Raw genomic sequence first — 20,996 nt, forward strand, 5'->3', positions numbered from 1 at the left:
ATCAGAAACGAGTTAGGATGCAAAGCCTTGACAGGCTGGCTCTGTCAATTTGTAAAGTATTGTAAAGTTATCTGCGCGGACTTTTGTAAAGGATTGTCACATGGCGGAGCGCAAGATTTTTGCGGGGCCAAAGGTCCGGCGCATTCGCAACGGCCTCGGTTTGACTCAGTCAGCGATGGCCGAGGAGCTTGGCATCTCTCCATCCTATCTCAACCTTATCGAGCGCAACCAGCGGCCACTGACGGTGCAACTGCTCCTGAAGCTGTCGTCGGTCTACAAAGTCGATCTGGAGGAGCTGAGGGACGAGAGCGGCGGCAGCCTCAACCAGCTGCGCGAGATTTTTGCGGATCCGCTCCTGGCCGGCGAGCTTCCCGGCGACCAGGAACTCGTGGAGGTCGCGGAGGCCGCGCCCAACGCGGCAAGCGGCATCATCAAGCTGTACCGGGCCTATAGCGAACAGGCGAGCCGCCTGTCGGACCTGACGTCGTTGACGGCCGGCGCGGGGCAGGTACCGCTCGCCGGTGCGCGGCTGCCGGCCGACGAGGTCCGCGATATCATGGAGCGGCGCTCCGCCTATTTCTCTCAACTGGAGGTTGCGGCGGAGACCTTCCTGGCCCGCTTTGCCGAGACGCGCGATCTGCCGGCCGCGTTCAGGGAGTGGCTGCGGGCGGAACGCGGGATCAGCGTGCGTGTCCTTCCCGTTCACGTCATGCCCGATCTGCGGCGCCGCTTCGACCGGCACTCGATGCGGCTCTTCGTTTCCGAGCGCCTGTCGCCGGCCGATCAGGCGCATGAGATCGCCATCGAGGTGGCAACGCTCGCCTTGCGTGATGCGATCCTGGCGGAACTCGATGGTCTGGCGCTGTCGACGCCGGAGGCGAAGCGGATAGCGCGCTTCGAACTCTGTCGTTACGGCGCCTTGGCGCTTGCCATGCCCTATGGGCCATTTCTCTCCGCGGCCCAAGGCAGCCGATACGATGTAGATATCCTCCGTTCCCGCTTCGGAGTTTCCTATGCGCAGGCCGCAGCGCGGCTGGTCATGCTGCAGCGACCGGGCGCTTCCGCGATTCCCTTCTTTATGATTGAGATCGACGCCGCCGGTCACCGACTGCGGCGGGCTGGGGCGCAGGGTTTCCCGCATTCGCGTTTCGGCGGCGGCTGTCCCAAGCTGAACATTCATGCCGCCTTCCTGCAGCCGGGCCAGATCCTTGCCGAAACGGTCGAAATGCCGGATGGCGCCCGCTATCTCACGGTCTCCCGGACGCTTGAAGGGCCGATCGCCGCGTTCGGCGAGCGCGTCAGGCGCACCGCATTGCAGATCGGCTGCGACGCTGCCGCAGGCGAAGCGTCGGTCTACGGCCAGGTCGCAACGTCTCAGCAGCCAGTTGCGATAGGACCTGCTTGCCGCCTTTGCGAACGGCGCGGATGCCTCTCACGCGCCGAGCCGCCGGTCACACGACCATTGGGCCTCGACGAGATGGTTGCGGGCCTCAGCAGCTTTGATTTTCAATGATTGTGAAATGATTGAGAGTGCAGGTTTTTGCGCTTGTGGGCTCACAAAAACATTTCTAGTCTGCTTGCAAAACCAGAGGGTCGGCGTCTACAGGCGCCACAAAGCAAGAAGAAGACAGGAGATATCATGAGGTCAACATTCGCAAGACTTGCAGCGAGCGCCGTTGTGCTTGCATTCGCCGCTGCGCCGTCCTTTGCGCAGGAGCGGGTGGTCAACGTCTACAACTGGTCGGACTATATCGACAGCTCCATCCTTGAAGACTTCACCAAGGAAACCGGCATCAAGGTCGTCTACGATACCTTCGATTCCAACGAGACGGTTGAAACCAAGCTGCTCGCCGGCGGTACCGGCTATGACGTTGTCGTCCCGAGCGGCGACTTCCTGCAGCGCCAGATCCAGGCCGGCGTCTTCCAGAAGCTCGACAAATCCAAGCTGCCGAACCTTTCGAATATGTGGGATATGATCCAGCAGCGCACCGCCATGTACGACCCCGGTAACGAATACGCGGTGGACTACATGTGGGGCACCAACGGGATCGGATACAACAAGAAAAAGCTCGCCGAAATCCTCGGGCCGGACGCAAAGGCGCCGGGCCTCGAAGTCATCTTCGATCCGAAGGTTGCGGAAAAATTCAAGGACTGCGGCATCTATGTCCTCGATGCGCCGAAGGACGTCCTGCCGTCTGCCTTGACCTACATCGGACTTGACCCCAATTCGAGCAAGCCGGCCGATCTGCAGAAGGCCGGCGAAATGCTGGAAAAGGTACGGCCCTTCGTTCGCAAGTTCCACTCCTCGGAATACATCAACGCCTTGGCGAACGGCGACATCTGCATCGCTTTCGGTTATTCCGGCGACATCTTCCAGGCTGCCAACCGTGCGACCGAAGCCAAGAACGACGTGGAGGTCGGTTACTCCATTCCGTCACAGGGCGCGCAGATGTGGTTCGACATGATGGCGATCCCGGCGGATGCCAAGCATGTTGCCGAGGCGCACGAATTCCTCAACTACATGATGAAGCCTGAAGTCATCGCCAAGGCCAGCAACTACGTATTCTACGCCAACGGCAACAAGGCGTCGCAGCAGTTCATCGACAAGGAAATCCTCGAAGACCCGTCGGTCTATCCGAGCGAGGACGTGATGAAGAAGCTCTATAGCGTCACCCCATGGGATCCGAAAACGCAGCGCACGGCGACCCGGATCTGGACGAAAGTCGTCACCGGCCAGTAAAGAGTATCAGGCCCGGACGGCAACGCCCGGGCCTTTCCTTATCATGCCGATTGCGGGGACGTCGGTTCTCAAAATGACTTTTCGGGGCACATAATGAAGTCACTTGGCAATATTCGCCGTTCCTTTGCGCCGTGGGCAGACCCGGCATCGAAGCCGTTCATATCGTTCAATAACGTCACGAAGCGGTTCGGTGACTTCACCGCCGTCGATGACCTGTCCCTGAATATTTATCATCGTGAGTTCTTTGCCCTGCTTGGGGCTTCCGGATGTGGGAAATCCACGCTGCTGCGCATGCTTGCAGGCTTCGAGCAGCCGACCTCGGGCGAAATCGTCCTCGACGGTACCGACATGGCTGGAACGCCACCGTACAAGCGACCGGTCAACATGATGTTCCAGTCCTATGCGCTGTTTCCGCATATGACGGTGGAGAAGAATATCGCCTTCGGCCTGCGCCAGGATGGCATGCCCAAAGAGGAGATCACCGAGCGCGTTCTGCAGATGCTGAAGATGGTGAAGCTCGAGAAGTTCGCCACGCGCAAGCCGAACCAGCTGTCCGGTGGCCAGCGCCAGCGCGTGGCCCTGGCGCGTTCCCTTGCCAAGCGACCGAAGGTGCTGTTGCTCGACGAACCGCTTGGCGCGCTCGACAAAAAGCTGCGCGAGGAAACACAGTTCGAGCTCATGGACCTGCAGCAAAACCTCGGCCTGACCTTTGTCGTGGTCACCCACGACCAGGAGGAGGCGATGACCATGGCGGACCGCATTGCGGTCATGAGCCACGGAAAGGTCATCCAGGTCGCGACACCGGCGGAGATCTACGAGGCGCCGAATTCCCGCTTCGTCGCCGACTTCATCGGCGACGTAAATATCTTTGATGGCAAGGTCGCGAGCACGAACGACAGCACCGTCGAGATCGCCGTCGACGAAAATTTCTCGATCAGTGTCGTCACTCCCGAAAAGCCGGCAATGGGCGCGCCAGTCGGCTTTGCCATCCGTCCGGAAAAGCTGAAGGTCTCGCGCAAGCCGCCAGCCAATCCAAGGGTAAACGCGGCGTCCGGGGAGCTGTGGGACATCGCCTATCTCGGCGACATGACGGTCTTCCACGTGAAGCTGAAGAGCGGCAAGGTGGTCAAGGCCTCGCTCCTCAATGCGCAGCGCGCTGTCGACGACCCGTTCACCTACGACCAGGAAGTCTGGATTACCTTCGCCGTGGATGCCGGCGTCCTCCTCAAGGATTGAACCATGGGCAAGCTCGGTTCCGCATTCTACAATCGCCTGGTCATCATCATTCCCTATGTCTGGCTGCTGCTGTTCTTCATGGCGCCGTTCTTCATCGTCTTCCGCATATCGCTCTCGACGACGGCAATCGCCATGCCTCCCTACGAGCCGGTCTTTGCTCTGGCTGACGGCTGGGCCGAGTTCTGGGCGAAGATGCGCACCTTTTCCTTCGAGAATTACAGCTATCTGCTCGACGACCCGCTCTATTTGAACGCCTACATATCGAGCGTCGTGATCGCTGGCGTATCGACGTTCCTTACGCTGCTGATTGCTTATCCGATCGCCTACGGCATGGCCCAGGCCCCACGCAGCATCCGTCCGACGCTACTGATGCTCGTCATCCTGCCGTTCTGGACGAGCTTCCTAATCCGCGTCTACGCCTGGATCGCAATCCTGAAGCCGGAGGGATTGTTCAACCAGCTGCTACTGTCGGTGCACGCCATCGATACGCCGTTGATCATTCTGAACACGAATGTCGCGGTCTACATCGGCATTGTCTATTCCTATCTGCCGTTCATGGTCCTGCCCCTCTATTCCTCGCTGGAAAAGATGGACGGCACCTTGATCGAGGCAGCGCAGGATCTCGGCTGCACGCCGATTACCGCATTCTGGCGGGTAACCTTCCCGCTGTCGCTGCCAGGTGTGGTTGCCGGATGCATGCTGGTGTTCATCCCCGCGGTTGGCGAGTTCGTTATCCCCGACCTGCTTGGCGGATCGGAGACGCTGATGATCGGCAAGACGCTGTGGAACGAGTTTAACTCCAACCGCGATTGGCCGGTGTCCTCGGCGGTGGCGACGATCCTGCTCTTGATCCTGGTGATCCCGATCGTGTTCTTCCAGAACGCGCAGGCCAAGGCCGACGAGCAGGGGAGATAGACATGCTGAGATGGACCCGTTTCAACATCGCCTCCGTCGCGCTCGGCTTTGCGTTTCTCTATCTGCCGATCGTCCTGCTGGTGGTGTTTTCCTTCAACGAGTCGAAGCTGGTGACTGTCTGGGGCGGCTTCTCGACCAAATGGTACGTCTCGCTCCTGCACAATCAGGCTCTGCTCGATGCCGCCTGGGTGACGATCCGCGTCGGCCTCCTTTCGGCCACGGCGGCAACGGTCCTTGGAACGCTCGCCGCGATCGCCTTGGTGCGCTACACGCGCTTTCGCGGCCGCATGCTGTTTTCCGGCATGGTCTATGCACCGCTTGTCATGCCCGAGGTGATTACCGGCCTGTCGCTTCTACTGCTGTTCGTGACGATCGGTTTCGACCGCGGCTTCTGGACGATCACGCTGGCGCACACCACCCTCACCATGTGCTTCGTCGCCGTCGTTGTGCAGTCGCGACTGTTGACGTTCGACAGGTCGATTGAGGAAGCGGCGCAGGATCTTGGCGCACCACCGGTGCGGACCTTCTTCGAAGTGACGCTGCCGATCATCGCGCCTGCCGTGCTTTCCGGCTGGATCCTCGCCTTCACGCTGTCGCTGGATGACCTCGTCATCGCGAGCTTCACCTCCGGCCCTGGGGCGACGACGCTGCCGATGAAGATCTACAGCCAGGTCCGTCTCGGGGTAACGCCTGAAATCAACGCGGTCTGCACTATTCTCATTGCAGTCGTGGCGATTGGCGTCATCTGCGCCTCCACCATCACGAAACGCCGTGAACTGCAGCGCGAGCGTGACGAACGTGCGGCTGCAAACGCGCCGTGACTATTTGGTCGATCCCTGCTGCGTGACGGGAGCCGGGGAGATCACCGGCTCCGGCCACGCGCCGCCAACGAAGAACGGCAGAGGCGGGAAACTCGTCGATGCTGTCGGGTCAGTTGCTTCGATCGTCCCCGACAGTGCCAATCCATTCGAGTGGTATGGGATGACGCCGGAAAGGATCAGCGTCTGCTGGGGACCTTCGATACGGCCGCCATGGATGGTCGCCACGCCATCGGCGAGATCGGCGGCGATGTCGAAATTGTCAAAGGCAAAGGCACGGTGGGATACCGCGTTCAGCGTGAAGAAGTCCGCGCGCGTGGCTTCTTCGCGTACGGCCTCCGCATCGAAGCCCGGAAGCGAGCCCGAGCGCGCGCGGAAAGCGATCCTGCCCGTCACGTCGCCGGCTTCGACCTTCCAGAGCGGCTTTGTCGTTTTGATCGACATGTCGAGAGAGCCGGTGGCAAGGGGGAGTGGCCCCTTCAGCTGAAGCCGCTCGATCAGCCCGGCGAAGTCGGCGCCGCGGATCGACAGTTGCAGTTTGCCGCCGCCGTCGAAATCACCGCGCATCGCCTCGAGATGAGCGGACAGGGAGCCGCCTTCAAACTCGCTGTCACCGATGTCGAACTTTGCCTCGTTGCTGGAAACGATGATGCCCGCTCCGACATCGGAGAGGATGAAAGGTTCGATGAGGGCCTGTTTCGCGGAAAGCCGGAGATCAAGATCGAGTTTCTGCAGCGCACCGCCATCAGGCCGTCCGCCAGCCTCGCCGGCGGCCAGACGAAGCACGAATGCATCGAAGAGCGACCTGAAATTCATCTGGTCGAAGGCCAGCGTGCCGCCGAGTTTGGCGCGTTTGCCTGGCGGAAAGGCCACGTCCATCACGCCCTTCGCATTCGACCCATTCATGCTCATATTGACATTGTCGAAGCGGAATCCGTTCGCAACCGAAGCGACATCGGTCTCGATCGAGAAGGTCTTGAGGGTCGCGATACCCGGCAGCGAGCGGTCGGCCCATGTCAACAGTGCCGGCAGATCGGGGATGTTCAGCGCCATGTTGCCGGAGAGGTCAAAGAGATGCGAGATGTTCGCGAGTCCCTGGAACCGTGCCGTGAGCAGGCTCGAAGTCAGCGATCCGCTCATTTCGGCCTTGTTGCCGCCGAAAATGAGAAGCGGGCTGGGGGACGAGAAATCGAGCTTGAGATCCTGCCCACTCATCCGTGCGATCAGCACGGCGGTAATCGGACTCGACAGTTTGCGCCAGCTGACGTCGGCGGTCACACCCTCGAAGCGATAAGTCCTACCGCTTGCGACATCGGCGACGTTGACGGTGCCATCCTCAACTGTGATGGCACCGACGGCGGCATCCAGTTTCCGATCTAGAACCTCTCTTCCACCTTCCTCACGCGCGCCTGAGATCGCTCGCGCCAGAAGCCCCTCATTGGTCCAGTCGATCACGCCGCTGCTTTCACGGGTGAGTTGCAGGTTTGGGCGGAAAAGGTGGAACTCGTGGAAGCTCGCGCGCCCTCGGATCGCATCGATCAGGCTGAACTCGGCGGAGAGGCTTTCGATCGTTCCGAGCAGCCTATTGCTGTCGCCTTTCTGGTGAACCGAGATCTTGCTGAGGGTGATGCGAGGCGTCGGCCAGAATTCGATGACCGGCTTGCCCGCGACCTCGGCACGATAGCCGGCCCATTTGGACAGGGCATCCTCGATGCCGGAGCGAACGAGGCCGGTTGAAATCAGGTAGGGGGCGGCGACACGAAGCGCCACGAAGATCGACAGGACGACAAGCAGGGTGACTGTGGCAAGCCGGGCGAAGCCAGGCAGCCAGCGTGACACGGGTCTGATTTTCTTCCGCCATCGCGGTTGTCTTGACGTACCCATGAATTCCGCCGGTATTTTCGGCCGTCGCCGCCGTTAATGCTCTGAAATGCCCGATATATCAAATGCAAGCTGCATGCAAACGCGAGCCTCTGACTTTGCTCGTCACTCCCTTTATAAGCTGATATTGCATGGTATACAGGCGAACAAATAGGAGAAGTCTCGAATGCGCGACGATAAGCCACTCTGGATACCTTCGCGCACATCGGTCGAAGCGAGCCCGATGTACGCCTTCATGCAGCAGTGCAACCGTGACTTCGATCTCTCCCTGACAAGCTACCATGATTTGCACGCTTTTTCTGTCGCCGACAGGGAACGGTTCTGGACATCGGTCTGGGAGTTCTGCGGCGTCAAGGGCGAGCGCGGAGCACGCGCGCTCCTCGATGGCGATGTCATGCTCGATGCGCGCTTCTTCCCGGATGCGATGTTGAATTTTGCCGAGAACCTGCTTTCCGGAGAAGGCGCTGACGATGCACTGATCTTTCGGGGGGAGGACAAGGTTGCCGATCGTTGGAGCTGGGACCGGCTGCGTGGCCTGGTTTCCAGGTTGCAGCAGGCATTCAAGGCAATGGGGATCGGTCCCGGAGATCGGATTGCGGCGATGATGCCGAACATGCCCGAGACGGTGGCCTGCATGCTGGCGGCCGCGTCGATCGGCGCGATCTGGTCGTCCTGTTCGCCCGACTTCGGGGAGCAGGGTGTTCTTGATCGGTTTGGCCAGATCGGGCCGAAGCTTTTCATCGCCTGCGACGCCTATTGGTATGGCGGCAAGCTGCAGGACGTGAAGGCCAAGGTGGCGACCGTGACGAAGCAACTCGGCGCGCCATGCCTCGTCGTCCACTATGCAGGGGGTGCCGCCGCGGTCGCCGACGAAACACCCGGCGCCAAGACGCTGGACGACTTCATCGCGCCCTTCGAGCCGCGTTCTGTCGAGTTTACGCGCCTGCCCTTCGCGCACCCGCTCTATATCCTCTTCTCATCGGGAACGACCGGCGTTCCGAAGTGCATCGTCCACTCGGTCGGCGGCACATTGTTGCAGCACCTCAAGGAACACCGGCTGCATTGCGGAATTCAACCCGGCGAGAAGCTTTTCTATTTCACCACATGCGGCTGGATGATGTGGAACTGGCTGGTGAGCGGCTTGGCGGCAGGTGCCACGCTTTGCCTTTTCGACGGCTCGCCTTTCGCGCCTGACGGCAATGTGCTCTTCGACTTTGCGGCAGCCGAGAAGTTTGCTGTTTTCGGGACCTCGGCGAAATATATCGACGCGGTGCGCAAGAGCGGGCTGACGCCGCGCACCACTCACGACCTCTCCAGTCTTCGGCTGATGACATCGACCGGATCGCCGCTCTCGCCGGAGGGCTTCTCCTTTGTCTACGAAGGCATCAAGGAAGACGTGCAACTCGCATCTATTTCCGGTGGCACGGATATTGTTTCCTGCTTCGTCCTCGGCAACCCCTTGCAGCCAGTCTGGCGTGGCGAAATCCAGGGGCCGGGCCTCGGCCTGGCGATGGATGTGTGGGACGACGAGGGCCGGCCGGTTCGCCAGGAAAAGGGTGAACTTGTCTGTACAAAGGCCTTTCCGTCGATGCCCGTGATGTTCTGGAACGATCCTGATGGGGCGAAGTACAGGGCAGCCTACTTCGAGCGTTTCGACAATGTATGGTGCCACGGCGACTTCGCGGAGTGGACCGCGCACGAGGGCATCATCATTCACGGGCGCTCTGACGCCACCCTCAATCCCGGCGGCGTCCGCATCGGAACCGCGGAGATCTACAATCAGGTCGAACAGATGGGCGAAGTCGCGGAGGCTCTCTGCATCGGCCAGGAATGGGATGACGATGTCCGCGTGGTTCTGTTCGTGCGCCTCGCGCCCGGCGTATTCCTGACCGATGACCTGACGAAGGCGATCAAGAGCCGCATTCGCACAGGCGCCTCGCCACGGCATGTGCCGGCAAAGATCATTGCCGTCAGCGATATTCCTCGCACCAAATCGGGGAAAATCGTTGAACTTGCGGTGCGCGAGGTCGTCCACGGTCGGCCGGTCAAGAACAAGGAGGCGCTTGCCAATCCGGAGGCGTTGGATCTCTTCGCGGGGCTTGCCGAACTGCGCGCGTGAGCAACGGGTGCAACCGGCCACTACAAGCTTTCACCGTTAACAGATTGAAGGCTGCGGCAACTTTTCGCTAAGAAACGTTGGTCATGAATGAATTTAACTTGGGGCTGCAGATGAACGAGGCAGCCGGAGCCTTGGGCTCCTGAAACATGATGTTGCTTAACTAAGCCTTTGTTGAACAGCACACCCCAACTCTCAGGCAGCCCCTCCGGCTGCCTTTTTTCGTTCAGCCTGCAAGGACCCGCTGTGACGGGAAGGCGATCTCTACCAGCGTGCCTTCGTTGGGTGCGGAACTGATCGCGAAAATGGCCCGGTTGGCATCGACCATCGCCTTGGTCAGCGGCAGGCCGAGTCCCGTACCTTCGCCACGCGGCCGAGACTGCGCGGACACCTGACGGAACGGCTTCATGGCTTGGTCCAGTTCGCTCCGTGTCATGCCGACGCCGGTATCGCGCACCCGCAAGACGACGCTGCCGTTTGCCTCATAGGAGGTGGAGACGACAATCTGTCCGCCCGCCGGCGTGAACCGTATCGAGTTCGACAGGATGTTGAGTGCAATCTGCTTGACCGAACGGAGGTCGGCGACGACGTCAGGCACGGCCTGGGATAGGGCTGTGCGGATGATGACTCGCTGGCTGTTGGCCTGCGGCTGGAGGAGCGAGACCGCCTCCGAAACCGCCTCGTTCAGGTCGATGGCGCCGAAATCGAGGTCCATTTCGCCGGCCTCGATCTTCGAGATATCCAGCAGGTCGTTGACGATATCGAGGACATGGCGTCCGGAACGACCGATGTCGTTGGCATACTCGACATAGCGCGGATGCCCGATCGGGCCGAAGCGCTCGCTCGCCATCATGTCGGAAAAGCCGATGATCGCATTGAGGGGCGTACGGATCTCATGGCTGACGCGCGCGAGGAAGTCGGTCTTGTGTTCGCTCGCCGTCTCCGCTGCGCTCTTGGCGCTGCGCAGTTCATCCTCGGTACGCTTCCACTGGGTGATATCGCGGATGACCGCGCAATAGCCGCTCGAGGAGGTGAGGCGTCCCATCGTCATGAACAGCGGCACGAAGCCGCCGCCGGCTTCGCGTCCGATGACTTCGCGGCCATCGTTAAGCACGCTTGCGACGCCGTGGCCCGAGAGGCCGCCGAGGTAATCGAGCACAGCTCTTTGGCTCTCATGCGCAAACAGCATGACGAAGGGCTTTCCGCGGGTCTCGTCCTCATCGTAGTTGAACAGCGCGCTTGCCGAGCGGTTCATCGAGCGGATGTCGCCTTCAGCGCCGATCACCACGACGCCGTCGGTCGCCGTTTCCAGGATCGAGCGCAGTTCTTCGACTTCCACCTGCAGCTTGGCGACCTTCTCCAGCATCCTTTCGAACGAACGAGGCTCTGCGGGCGGCGCAGGGCGCGCGCGAACTGCCGCGTCGCTTGCCGCCGGCATCAACGCCAGCATCAAGGCGCTGCTTTCCTCCCAGCGAATGGACTGCAGCCGCGCCGTGACCGGAACGAGACTATCATCGACCGTTACCAGCATCATCGAACCGGAGCGGCCGGCACTTCCTTCGAGCTCCGAGCGCTGCAGCAGCGCATCGATGCCACCGACCTCGCCCAGGGCTTCCAGCGACTTGTAGCCGGTCAGTCGCATGAATTCCGGGTTGGCGTGGATCAACTGGTCGCCCGCATGCACGAGGACGGCGACAGGCAGCTGGTCGATGGCAGCCGCGGACAGGCCGGCGCCCATCTTTGCGCGCGGCGGAATGAAGCTCGCCAGCATATCCATCTGGCTGACGGTTTCTTCCAACCCCTCGGTCACACCGTCGTCGGGTGCGGAGGCCGAAGTGACCGTCTCGGGTTCGTTGACAGAAGGCTGTGCCTCGTCACCCTCTTTCTGTTCAGGCGAGGCGTCTACCGAATCGTCCTCGAATGCGGAGGATTGATCAGCATGCATACTGGCCTTCGGCGTTTCCGCTGCCGCGATGTCGCGCTTCCCGGTTTCGCTTACCCGAGGCTCGTCGTCGCTGCGCGGCTCGCGAACGCCGAAGGCTTCGAGACGCTTGGCGATCTCGCGGAAATTTGCCTGCTCGGCGGAGGTGAGCTGCGGCCCGGCCCCGTGGAGCTGTACGATCTTGTCGGTCAGGCGGCGGCTCGGACTTTCGACGATCCGCAGGGCCGGCGGCTCTGCTGATGGTTGTGGTTTCGTCGGCTCGGGTGTCGCCTCAATGTCAGCTTCGGTGGTTGCGGCCTCTTCTGCAGCCGGCTCGAAAGCCGGGGCGGCCGTCTCCACCACCGTCGGCTCGCTGGTCGCCACTTCATCGGCGAGCGCCGACAACGCTGCGTCGTCAGAGGTTTCCGCCTGCTGCTCGAGCGCTGCCGCGTCGATGCCGTTCGGGCCAAGTGTCAGGCCTAGCGCCAAAGGATCTTCGGCGGCATCGGACAGGCGCACGACACCGAAGCCGCGAAAACCGTCGAATTCCCGGCTTCGGGTGTAGGTGGGCAGGGCCGCGAGGTCGACCGGGACTGCCAGACTCGTCCCTTCGATCGGCCAGTTGATTGTCTTGCCCGACCATGTGTCGCGCCGCGCCAGAGCTTCGCTGATCTTGCCATCGGGATCGAGATTGAAGAGTGCCGAAATATCGCTGAAGGGCGTGCCGACGATGTCAGCCGCATGTGGTCCGACCGCCTCGGCAAATTCGCTCGACACCTCGCTGAACCGTCCCGCCGCGTCGATTTTCCAAACAAATCGGGTCGCGCGGCTATTTGGATTGAACACAAAGGTACCCGCCTTGGCGGCCCGGGCTGGCTCCGACTGCTCTATCTCAGGGGCGGCGGCGGCATCCTGATCGGCGGCGGCTCCCACATGTTCGGTTGCTGGTGCTTCCGCAGGACTGTATGCGACGGCAGCGGCCACAGCGGGTTCATCCGTCAGGCGTTCCGGCGTTGTCTCGGTTGCGTTCGGTTCCTCGGCAGCCTCGTCCGTCGGAGCCGGCAGCGGTTCGGCTTCCTGGCCCATCGCTTCAGCGCCGATCGCCTCCTCGGCGATTGCGGCAGCTTCCGTGGTCATGGCTTCGGGTTCGCCCTCGTGATTGTTCTCCTCGGGAAGCTCTTCCATGTCCTCGATGCCAGCAATGGCATCGATCGCGTCGACAAAGCTCGCGACCTGCGGTGCCTCCTTATGGTTAACGGTGGCTGTGGAAAAGTCCTCTGCGGGCGCCTGAGAGTCGATCGGGTCGAGATGCCCGATGACGGTTTCAACGGCGAATAGGAGATTGAGGGCCGGCTCGTCACTGAGTCGTCCGACGGCGGCCGGAAGGAGGCCCTTGCCGGTGGCAACGGGCCGTTTCACCAATCGGTCCGCGTGGCCGCCCGCAAGCGTCGTCATGGCCTTGGCGGTTTGCTCCGTGACGCCCAGCGCGGCAAAACCGGGCGACGCGGCGATGATTTCGCCGTCGGCGCCGATCACAGCCATATGCGTATCCGGATCGTCGAGTCCCTTGAGCATCCGTTCGGCGGATGCCTTGATCGACAGGGCGTTGGTCGCAACCGGCAGGGACAGAAGAACCGCGCGCTCCCCGGAAGAAAGGCGGATCAGTTCGACAGTTGCCTGAACGGCAACACGTTGGAAGCCCCGGGCAATGCGGATCATAAAGTTGCGGCTGTCGCCGACATTCGCGAGCTGCCGGGCTGTGGCTTCCAGCTGGCGAAAGGTGATGTCAGCCGCATTTATGCCTTGGTCGAGCAGATCGTAGACCGCCGATTGCCCGAAGAGCTCGGCGCCGGCGCCGTTCGCCCAGAGCGCGCGGCCGAGATCCGCCGACAGCAGCACCATCGCTTCGCCACGCGAAAAGCGTTCCCGTACCCGGGCATGCACGGCGATGTCGATGAACGGGTACTGCACTGCGGGCATGATCGAACCTTCGGCTTCGGTCATCGTGAAAATTAATAGTCTATTAATAACGATAGCCCGGAACGGGGTCCAGAACGGCGTCCGGCTTTCGGCTGGAAAGGTTAACGCATTGTGCGCCGCACAAGTATGTTGCAATGCACAAAAATCTGCGCTATATAATGGACATCTAACCTACGAGGCCATCACGCATGCCGAGGCAAAAGGAGCGCAAACCAATGGCTAACATAAAGATGGACGACGTTTTTTCAATGTCGTCGTTTGATCCTTCCAAGTTCACTGAATCTTTCCGCGACTTCGCGGAAAAGGGCGCACAGCAGTCGCGTGAAGCCTATGCCAAGATGAAGAGCGCCGGCGAAGAAGCGAGCAAGACGCTCGAAGTCACGGTTCAGACTGCCCAGGCCGGCGCTGTTGAAATCGGCCACAAGGCGATCGACGCTCTGCGCACGAACGCGGAAAACTCGCTGACCCACATGGAAGCGCTGCTTGCAGTCAAGTCGGTCGCCGAGCTCGTCGAACTCCAGACGACTTTCCTGCGCAAGCAGGTCGAGCTGACGATCGAGCAGGCGAAGACCATGCAGGAAACCTCCAAGCAGGTTGCCGAAAAGCTTGCGAAGCCTTCCAAGGAAGCAGCTGAAAAGGTCATGGCCTCCTTCAAGGCGGCCTGATTCTTTAACAGGACACACGAAGAGGCTGGACCATTTGTCCGGCCTTTTTGTATATTGGGGCGAGATAGGGCTTGAATTAATTTCCAAGTCCTCGTATGTGACCCCCGTCGCGTCGGACGCGACTTGTGCGGTTGTAGCTCAGTTGGTTAGAGCGCAGGTTTGTGGCACCTGAGGTCGGAGGTTCGAGACCCCCCAACCGTACCATTCTTCCACAATGAAATCAGAGTACAACCGACCCTGTCCGCCCGGGAACCATGTTCCGGGAATGCTACTTGGAACTTGTCTCGAACATCTGGCGCGTTGAAGGTCTAGGCGTTCTGCAATTGGCGTGGCAATACCGCCAAAAGCTCGTCGGGTCAGCTTCCGCCGTCCGCGCCCTCCCAAAAAGAGGTGGCATTGCGAATGTTTTTCGAGATCCCCCGTTCTTCCCGCCACGTGCGTCCGGTGTCCTCAACTATCGGCTTGCGGTCCGGAGAGAATATATAGTTATCGTAGCCTGCGACGGCGCGCTCCAAGGCCGAATTCACACCTGAATAGAATTGCTTCTCCGGATCGAAGAGCGGGTCCATAAGAACGGCGCTCATCCTGGCGAAATTGCCCTCAATAACCGAGGGAGATGTCGTGAATTTCGGATAAGTTCTAGGAAGCGGAAGCTTGATGCCTAAGATGGTCGTGTAGCGCCTGCGTCTATGAAGATATCCCCGCCTCGCTATGTCCCAGTTTTGATTGGCAGTGTGGAATGATGCCTGCTTGACGTTCTCAGACTCGAAACAAGCCTCGATGCGAGAGTCGATGTCATCCAACGCCAGCCAGTCGTCTTCCAGGTGCATGACGAAGCCGCTCGTCGTCGACGACCAGAGCCTTTTCACCGCGGAACCAAAGCCCGCGTCAAAGGGCGTGAAAATAACAGGTGATGGGAAGTAGCGCCTTACGACTTCGACGCAGGCCCCTAAGTCAGCCTCGTCTCCGAATATGGGATCAATATTTACGAAGACGTTTTGCACATCGTGGTGGGCAAATGCTCGATGGGAGAAGCTGTCCAGTGTCGCGCGCAGGAGTTCCGGTCGACGACCGGCAATGATCGTTACGTCGATTTTCACTTTTGCGTCACCTACAGATTGCCACCAATTGGCTGGCTTTCGCCCAAGCAACCCTGTATGCGAACCCGACATGGATTTGGAGTCCGTAGTGAAAAAAATCGTAAGAGAAAGGGCAAACTCAAGAACGCGACTGGGCTTTTCGTGGCATCTGAAAGGAGAAAATTCAGCGCCAATGAGATCGCGCCCTTGGTGTTTTTCCGTTCGAAGCGTCAACCGCCGATTACCTCGATCTGCTTCAGATCGAAGTCTTTGGCTCTGCGAGCGTATGTGATGTCCCGGACTATTAATGTATATGCGGCTTCCGTAGGTAGCCGGTTCGGTCAGGAGGCGGAGAACTTCGGCGACAACCTAATGGCTGATTTGCTGGAGGGAATGTTTGGCCTCAAAGCCAACTACGTCAAGCATGGCTCCGCGGAACTCCTCGGCGTTGGCAGCATTCTGGACTCCTATTACAGAAGAAAGAAGGGCGCGAGTGTTCCGCTTCTTTCAAGACGTCCCTGGAGAACGCTGCATGTCTGGGGCTCGGGTTTCATGAACGAGAATTCTGCGGCCGTGTGGCCGCAACGATTGAAATTTCATGCCGTCCGCGGGCCGCTCACGGCCGCGAGAGTGAAGCAACGTTTGCCGTTGGGCGACCCGGCTCTCCTTCTCCCCAGGCTCTGGCCTATGCGGGGCATTAAGCAATTCGCTGTTGGAATTATCCCTCATTTTGCAACCCTTCCGCTTTTCAGGGCCAGGTACGCGAGCAGCCTTCCTAAAGGATGGCAGATTATCGATCTCCTGCAGAAGCCGAAGGAGATTTGCGAGCTGATTTCGGCGTGTGACGTGATCGTCTCCAGCAGCTTGCACGGGCTCATTGTCGCCGATGCGTACGTTGTACCGTCAAGGTGGGTAGCGCCGGAAAACTCTATTAAAGGCGATGGCTTCAAGTTCAGAGACTATGAGGCACAGCGAGGAGTTGCGTTTTCGCCTCCGGTCGAGTTCCATGAAATATTGAGCAATGGAATCAAGGGTGAAGACCTAACTGTCTCCACGCCAAGCAACCACTTGCTTGACCAGCTAGTTTCGTCTTTTCCTTTCAAGTGACTTCCAAGATTCTGGGCCATCCTGATCGCTCTCCAAGAATGGTCGGTCTCAAAGGCTTATCACCGGCGAACCCGGAAAGCTTAGCCAGAGCACCGCTTCGCCTGCCGCGCGAGTGGGGACAAGGCGAATGCCCCGTTCCCCCCAAGCGCATACCAATCAATACTTCGATGGAACGTAGAGTTCTGGCGGCAGCACCTTGCGCTCGTAGTCCGGATTGAAGACGCGGTTGGGCAGGGTGATCTCCTCGTGCGGCACCTCAGTGTAAGGGATCTGACGCAACAGGTGATCGATGCAGTTCAGCCGTGCCCGCTTCTTGTCGTTGCCTTCGACGATATGCCACGGGGCTTCCGGAATGTTGGTGCGCGCGAAGGTCTCTTCCTTCGCCTTGGTATAGCCTTCCCAGCGGACGCGCGATTGCAGGTCCATCGGCGAAAGCTTCCACTGCTTCAGCGGGTCGTGGATGCGCACGAGGAAGCGCATCTGCTGCTCTTCATCGGTGATCGAGAACCAGTATTTGACAAGCCGGATGCCTGAGCGAACGAGCATGCGTTCGAATTCCGGCACGTCGTTGAAGAACTCCTCGACCTGGTCCTCGCTCGCAAAGCCCATCACCCGCTCCACGCCCGAGCGATTGTACCAGGAGCGGTCGAAAAGAACGATTTCGCCCCCGGCAGGCAGATGCGGGACATAGCGCTGGAAGTACCACTGAGTCTTCTCGCGGTCGGAAGGCGCGGGCAGGGCGACGGCGCGGACAACGCGCGGATTGAGGCGTTGCGTGATGCGCTTGATCACGCCGCCCTTTCCGGCGGAGTCGCGACCCTCGAAGATCACGACGACCTTCTCCTTATTATAGACCACCCAATCCTGAAGCTTGATCAACTCCGCCTGCAGCGAAAGCAGCGCGCGAAAATAGTCGAGCCGCGGGATCGATGCTGGATGGGCGTTGCGATAGATTTTGCGGATCGCGTCTGACAGCGCCGGCTCCGAGAGTTCCAGCTCGTAGTCCTCATCGATGGTGTCGGCCAGTTCGGCTTCGAGCCAATCGGACTGGTTGATGTCGGATATGTTGTTCATAGGCGTTCACCCTCGATGCGTTCGTGGCGCGGTTTGAAACGTGGCGGCATGGCGACGATGTCTCTGAACAGTCGTCATCTTCCAGCAGATCCTTAGTCGGATTTATTCCCTTAGAATGAACCTCCTGTGACACTCGACGTGGGCTTTGCTGCGTTCGAAGAGTGGTCGCTTTTTGCGTGCGCCCGCCGAGTGAATGAGGGCCGGGCAGTAACCTAGGGGCGGTGTCACATGAACCGCGGATGCGCTTTCATCAAGAACTCGTCTCCCGGCCTTTGTCGTCTCATTTGCCCAGTTTCGGCCGCAAATGATTCGCCCGAAACATGCGCCCATGCCTAAGAATAGGTGACAAATCGCCGCGTGCGAGACGTTTTTTCAACAGGTGGCAACGTCCATGTGGCCGGCGAGGCGGTCAGGAAAATGTGCTTTGCTAACAAGGGGCAATCAGATTTTGCCCACTTGCCCGAGGCTCCGTTGCCGCGCTCTCGTTGATCACGGATTAACCGTACTGCATTGCAAATCGTGATCGGGGGTGTCATTTTCCGGTCGGGGGTTAATTCAGAGTGATTTCAGAAGGAGACGTAAATGTCCATTTCGCTCAGCAATCTGGATGCATCCAAGGCTACCGCCGTTTCGGCCGTGAATGTAGCCGCTGCTGTACGTGCCGCTCGAGAGGCCGTAGGCTATAGCCTCGACGACCTCGCAGTGACTTGTGGCCTGGTTGTTAATGAGATTGAGGAAATCGAGAGTGGTGAGGATGCTGATCCCGCCAAGCTCAAGCGGATCGCCTCTGCATTGCAGGTGCCGCTCTCATCGTTTGCTCCGATGTGATAATGACCTCAGGGCCGGGCAGGCAGTCGCCCGCCTGGCCTTGCCTCTCCCAAAAACGCCTGTAACACCGCCCTTCATCTTTTCTTAACCATCTCCTCCGAACCGCTGAACGCTCTTGCTCGCGAAGGGTAATTTTACCGCCGCTGATTGTCCGGTGCGTTAGCAACTTCATCGCAAATGTCCGCCCTCGAACGAGCCGGGTGCCTGTGCACTTCGACGGTTTTGTGTATAGAGGAGAGGGCAATGAGCCGGGCTCGACGCATTGGCGCCACGCGGATTGATTTGAACGAGCTCATCAAGCGTAGCGCGCTTGCCCTCCTTGCCATTCTTGCGGTCTTGCTCCCAGTCCTGAAAGTCAGCTTGGTCAGCGAGTCGGACGATATCGTTCTCGGGGATTTCCGGTTGCTGGGTGGGGCGGCCTATCTGCTGCTGGTGGCCTTTCTGTGCGGCCTTTCTACCGTTGTCATCGATAGCATGCGGGCACATTCGCGCTTCATCGACATGGCCGGATTGATCATCGCGGTCGCGGCCGTCTCGCGCGCTGCCTATAGTCTCAGCGCGAGCCTTATACGCAATCCGATCGCGGTTGATGCACCTCCCCAGAGACTGGATCAGTTGGCGCAAGTCTCCTTGTCCTATGGCAGCGTTCCGCTGTTGCTCATCCTGTTCGGCGCCTTGTGGCAGTCGCGAAAATCCTGGCGCAGCTAAGCGATCGATTGGGGATGGAACCGCGCTCGCTCCTTGGACGTTCTAGTCGATAGGAGAAATGCGCATGTCGAAGACGCTTCTATATGGCGCGACCAAGGTGGATGAAGGCAACGAAGCCTATTCCGCCATTGCGAGCCTTGAGCAATTCCAGTGGCGGAACCGTGTCCTTGTCATCTTTGCAGACAAGGGAAACGCGCGGGCTGCTCGCCAGGAAAACCAGTTGCTTGCCGATCGCGATGCCTTGCAGGACCGCGATATGGTCATTCTCAAGATCGTCGGCGGCAGTGTCAGGGAGCTTTTCGGCGCTGGCGAAAAGCTGGACGCTGCGGCGATTGCCCGCGATTTGGGTGATCCGACTGCCGGAGAGTTCGCAGCCTTTCTCGTCGGCAAGGATGGAACGGTAAAGCTCAAGGTGAGCGAGCCGGTCACCAGCGCCGAACTGTTTGCGATCATCGACAGCATGCCGGTGCGCGCTGCCGAAGTTGCGGCAGAGAAGCAGCAGACGAGCGAAGAATCTGAGAAGCGCGACTGACCCTGCCGCGCTGACCCGATGTTACAGGAATATGTGGCGCTCGGCGGCCACGAGTTCCTGCAGGAAATCGGAAACGGTACGCACCCGCACGAGTTCGCGTGCGCTTTCATGAAACGTCGTCCAGTACGCTCGCCGGATCGAGATATCGGGCAGGATGCGCACGAGTTCGAGATTCTGCCGGGCAATATAGTCGTGCAGGATGCCGATCCCGGCGCCGGAAAGCACGGCTTCTGTCTGCCCCGTCGCCGAAGAAATCTCGAAGGCGGCGTTCCAGTTCCGCATCACCTCGCCGGTGAAGTTCAGCGATTGGGAAAAGATCAGGTCCTCAACATAGCCGATCCGCCGGTGCTGTTTCAGTGCCTCGACGTTGGCGGGCTGGCCATTAAGTTCGGCATAGCTTCGTGATGCATAAAGGCCGAGCGTGTAGTCGGTGAGCTTGGCCGACACGAGCCGGCCTTGTTCGGGCCGCTCCAGCGTGATGGCGATATCCGCCTCACGCTGTGAAAGCGAGAATGATCGCGGCACCGGCACAAGCTGGATCTTCAGTTCCGGATGACGCTCGATCAGTCGACCCATGCGGGGCGCGAGAAAGGAAACGCCGAAACCGTCGGGCGCTCCCACCCGCACCGTCCCGGCGATTGCCGTATCGGTACGGCCAAGATTTGCCTGCACGGACAGCATTTCGGTTTCCATCCGCTCCGCAGAGGCGAGGAAAACCTCGCCCTCGGCCGTCAGCTCGCAGCCATTTGTGCGGCGGACGAAGAGGCGGCTCTTCAGCGCCTCTTCCAACGAGGTGAGCCGTCGAGAGAGGGTGGCATGGTTGAGCCCCAGACGTTTCGAGGCGGCAAGGATCTGCCCGGTGCGGGCCACGGCCAGGAAAATGCGGACATCGTCCCAGTTCATGGCTTGCCACGCATCATGATCGGGTCGACGTCGATGAGCGTCAGGGACTTCACCATTCCCGCGGTTCTGTTCTTGTATTTGAGGAAATGCGGTGTCTGCAGGTGCGCTTCGTAGGCTGCCTGGTTCGCATAGACCTCGAGGATACGGATCTTTTGCGGACTGTCCTTGAGGGAAACGGCGTTCAGCGACAGAACGCCGGGCTCCAGTGCGACAGAGGCCTCGATCTCCTCGGTCAACAGAAGGCGATAGATTTCAAGCTTGTCGGGATCGATTTCGAGCTCGGCCATTCTGACAACCAGTTTCCTGCTCATCGAAGCACTATCTCCTCTTCAGTTTGCATCGACCGTGGTAGTCTAGCGGAGTCCTGCGTGGACCTTGAGAGAAGCATCAGCTCGATCAGCTGGGCTTCAATTTACGCACAACGGTTGCTTATCTCAGCGCATTGATTTGTGCAAATTGAAGTGTGATTGTTTCGGCATCCAAAAACAGGAGG

The 20,996-nt window shown here is 59.7% G+C and carries 17 protein-coding genes and 1 tRNA gene; 12 read left to right on the forward strand and 6 right to left on the reverse strand.

Annotated features, from left to right (window positions below):
• Positions 1 to 100: 100 nt before the first annotated feature.
• The 5 genes from AF71_RS10180 (at position 101) to AF71_RS10200 (ending at position 5,712) form a co-directional block, all read left to right on the forward strand.
• Entirely contained in the window at positions 101 to 1,513 is a 1,413-nt protein-coding gene (locus tag AF71_RS10180) for a short-chain fatty acyl-CoA regulator family protein (protein WP_169681213.1), read from the forward strand.
• Between the two features lie 126 nt (positions 1,514 to 1,639).
• Positions 1,640 to 2,740, forward strand: coding sequence for a polyamine ABC transporter substrate-binding protein (locus AF71_RS10185; RefSeq protein ID WP_062375939.1), 1,101 nt, complete (start codon positions 1,640 to 1,642; stop codon positions 2,738 to 2,740).
• A gap of 93 nt (positions 2,741 to 2,833) precedes the next feature.
• Positions 2,834 to 3,976: an ABC transporter ATP-binding protein gene (locus tag AF71_RS10190; RefSeq protein ID WP_169681215.1), complete on the forward strand. Its 1,143-nt coding sequence runs from the start codon at positions 2,834 to 2,836 to the stop codon at positions 3,974 to 3,976.
• A gap of 3 nt (positions 3,977 to 3,979) precedes the next feature.
• A complete protein-coding gene (locus tag AF71_RS10195) occupies positions 3,980 to 4,891 on the forward strand; it encodes an ABC transporter permease subunit (protein WP_062375944.1) in 912 nt (303 codons plus the stop codon).
• 2 nt (positions 4,892 to 4,893) lie between these two features.
• Positions 4,894 to 5,712, forward strand: coding sequence for an ABC transporter permease (locus AF71_RS10200; protein WP_169681217.1), 819 nt, complete (start codon positions 4,894 to 4,896; stop codon positions 5,710 to 5,712).
• Here the strand turns inward: AF71_RS10200 and AF71_RS10205 are convergent, their stop codons facing one another.
• Entirely contained in the window at positions 5,713 to 7,593 is a 1,881-nt protein-coding gene (locus AF71_RS10205; RefSeq protein ID WP_112668177.1) for an AsmA-like C-terminal region-containing protein, read from the reverse strand.
• 163 nt (positions 7,594 to 7,756) lie between these two features.
• Between AF71_RS10205 and AF71_RS10210 the strand changes: the two genes are divergently transcribed.
• Entirely contained in the window at positions 7,757 to 9,709 is a 1,953-nt protein-coding gene (locus AF71_RS10210; protein WP_169681219.1) for an acetoacetate--CoA ligase, read from the forward strand.
• 223 nt (positions 9,710 to 9,932) lie between these two features.
• Here the strand turns inward: AF71_RS10210 and AF71_RS10215 are convergent, their stop codons facing one another.
• The gene (locus AF71_RS10215; RefSeq protein ID WP_169681220.1) at positions 9,933 to 13,607 is read right to left on the reverse strand and encodes a PAS domain S-box protein; all 3,675 of its coding nucleotides are present in this window, start codon (positions 13,605 to 13,607) and stop codon (positions 9,933 to 9,935) included.
• Positions 13,608 to 13,822: 215 nt separating this feature from the next.
• Here AF71_RS10215 and AF71_RS10220 point away from each other — a divergent pair, with 215 nt between their 5' ends.
• Positions 13,823 to 14,272 (forward strand): phasin, encoded by a 450-nt coding sequence (locus AF71_RS10220; protein ID WP_018856846.1) that lies wholly within the window; start codon positions 13,823 to 13,825, stop codon positions 14,270 to 14,272.
• A gap of 127 nt (positions 14,273 to 14,399) precedes the next feature.
• A tRNA-His gene (locus tag AF71_RS10225) sits at positions 14,400 to 14,476 on the forward strand.
• 152 nt (positions 14,477 to 14,628) lie between these two features.
• Here AF71_RS10225 and AF71_RS10230 read toward each other — a convergent pair.
• Positions 14,629 to 15,372: a hypothetical protein gene (locus AF71_RS10230; RefSeq protein ID WP_062375956.1), complete on the reverse strand. Its 744-nt coding sequence runs from the start codon at positions 15,370 to 15,372 to the stop codon at positions 14,629 to 14,631.
• A 351-nt stretch (positions 15,373 to 15,723) separates the two neighbouring features.
• Here AF71_RS10230 and AF71_RS10235 point away from each other — a divergent pair, with 351 nt between their 5' ends.
• Positions 15,724 to 16,458: a polysaccharide pyruvyl transferase family protein gene (locus AF71_RS10235; protein WP_169681223.1), complete on the forward strand. Its 735-nt coding sequence runs from the start codon at positions 15,724 to 15,726 to the stop codon at positions 16,456 to 16,458.
• 156 nt (positions 16,459 to 16,614) lie between these two features.
• Here the strand turns inward: AF71_RS10235 and ppk2 are convergent, their stop codons facing one another.
• A complete protein-coding gene (ppk2, locus tag AF71_RS10240; protein WP_018856849.1) occupies positions 16,615 to 17,532 on the reverse strand; it encodes a polyphosphate kinase 2 in 918 nt (305 codons plus the stop codon).
• A gap of 582 nt (positions 17,533 to 18,114) precedes the next feature.
• Between ppk2 and AF71_RS10245 the strand changes: the two genes are divergently transcribed.
• The 3 genes from AF71_RS10245 to AF71_RS10255 all read left to right on the forward strand — a co-directional run bounded on the left by AF71_RS10245 (position 18,115) and on the right by AF71_RS10255 (position 19,600).
• The gene (locus tag AF71_RS10245; RefSeq protein ID WP_018856850.1) at positions 18,115 to 18,360 is read left to right on the forward strand and encodes a helix-turn-helix transcriptional regulator; all 246 of its coding nucleotides are present in this window, start codon (positions 18,115 to 18,117) and stop codon (positions 18,358 to 18,360) included.
• Between the two features lie 243 nt (positions 18,361 to 18,603).
• On the forward strand, positions 18,604 to 19,068 hold the full coding sequence (locus AF71_RS10250; protein ID WP_169681225.1) for a hypothetical protein: 465 nt from the start codon (positions 18,604 to 18,606) through the stop codon (positions 19,066 to 19,068).
• A gap of 64 nt (positions 19,069 to 19,132) precedes the next feature.
• Positions 19,133 to 19,600 (forward strand): DUF4174 domain-containing protein, encoded by a 468-nt coding sequence (locus AF71_RS10255; RefSeq protein ID WP_018856852.1) that lies wholly within the window; start codon positions 19,133 to 19,135, stop codon positions 19,598 to 19,600.
• A 21-nt stretch (positions 19,601 to 19,621) separates the two neighbouring features.
• Here the strand turns inward: AF71_RS10255 and AF71_RS10260 are convergent, their stop codons facing one another.
• Both AF71_RS10260 and AF71_RS10265 read right to left on the reverse strand, forming a co-directional pair.
• Positions 19,622 to 20,503, reverse strand: coding sequence for a LysR family transcriptional regulator (locus tag AF71_RS10260; protein WP_025659491.1), 882 nt, complete (start codon positions 20,501 to 20,503; stop codon positions 19,622 to 19,624).
• Positions 20,500 to 20,814 carry a putative quinol monooxygenase gene (locus tag AF71_RS10265; protein ID WP_169681228.1) on the reverse strand — a complete coding sequence of 105 codons (315 nt, stop codon included), beginning with the start codon at positions 20,812 to 20,814 and terminating at the stop codon, positions 20,500 to 20,502. The genes AF71_RS10260 and AF71_RS10265 overlap by 4 nt, the downstream gene beginning before the upstream one ends.
• Positions 20,815 to 20,996 lie beyond the last annotated feature (182 nt).

Source organism: Rhizobium sp. 57MFTsu3.2 (assembly GCF_012932765.1).
GTDB classification, from domain to species: Bacteria; Pseudomonadota; Alphaproteobacteria; order Rhizobiales; family Rhizobiaceae; genus Rhizobium; species Rhizobium altiplani.

What these genes read in the sequence shown, in the direction of transcription:
- AF71_RS10180 (WP_169681213.1), top strand. Translation starts at nt 101, where the DNA reads ATGGCGGAGCGCAAGATTTTTGCGGGGCCAAAGGTCCGGCGCATTCGC.
- AF71_RS10185 (WP_062375939.1), top strand. Translation starts at nt 1,640, where the DNA reads ATGAGGTCAACATTCGCAAGACTTGCAGCGAGCGCCGTTGTGCTTGCA.
- AF71_RS10190 (WP_169681215.1), top strand. Translation starts at nt 2,834, where the DNA reads ATGAAGTCACTTGGCAATATTCGCCGTTCCTTTGCGCCGTGGGCAGAC.
- AF71_RS10195 (WP_062375944.1), top strand. Translation starts at nt 3,980, where the DNA reads ATGGGCAAGCTCGGTTCCGCATTCTACAATCGCCTGGTCATCATCATT.
- AF71_RS10200 (WP_169681217.1), top strand. Translation starts at nt 4,894, where the DNA reads ATGCTGAGATGGACCCGTTTCAACATCGCCTCCGTCGCGCTCGGCTTT.
- AF71_RS10205 (WP_112668177.1), bottom strand. Translation starts at nt 7,593, where the DNA reads ATGGGTACGTCAAGACAACCGCGATGGCGGAAGAAAATCAGACCCGTG.
- AF71_RS10210 (WP_169681219.1), top strand. Translation starts at nt 7,757, where the DNA reads ATGCGCGACGATAAGCCACTCTGGATACCTTCGCGCACATCGGTCGAA.
- AF71_RS10215 (WP_169681220.1), bottom strand. Translation starts at nt 13,607, where the DNA reads ATGCCCGCAGTGCAGTACCCGTTCATCGACATCGCCGTGCATGCCCGG.
- AF71_RS10220 (WP_018856846.1), top strand. Translation starts at nt 13,823, where the DNA reads ATGGCTAACATAAAGATGGACGACGTTTTTTCAATGTCGTCGTTTGAT.
- AF71_RS10235 (WP_169681223.1), top strand. Translation starts at nt 15,724, where the DNA reads ATGGCTGATTTGCTGGAGGGAATGTTTGGCCTCAAAGCCAACTACGTC.
- ppk2 (WP_018856849.1), bottom strand. Translation starts at nt 17,532, where the DNA reads ATGAACAACATATCCGACATCAACCAGTCCGATTGGCTCGAAGCCGAA.
- AF71_RS10245 (WP_018856850.1), top strand. Translation starts at nt 18,115, where the DNA reads ATGTCCATTTCGCTCAGCAATCTGGATGCATCCAAGGCTACCGCCGTT.
- AF71_RS10250 (WP_169681225.1), top strand. Translation starts at nt 18,604, where the DNA reads ATGAGCCGGGCTCGACGCATTGGCGCCACGCGGATTGATTTGAACGAG.
- AF71_RS10255 (WP_018856852.1), top strand. Translation starts at nt 19,133, where the DNA reads ATGTCGAAGACGCTTCTATATGGCGCGACCAAGGTGGATGAAGGCAAC.
- AF71_RS10260 (WP_025659491.1), bottom strand. Translation starts at nt 20,503, where the DNA reads ATGAACTGGGACGATGTCCGCATTTTCCTGGCCGTGGCCCGCACCGGG.
- AF71_RS10265 (WP_169681228.1), bottom strand. Translation starts at nt 20,814, where the DNA reads ATGAGCAGGAAACTGGTTGTCAGAATGGCCGAGCTCGAAATCGATCCC.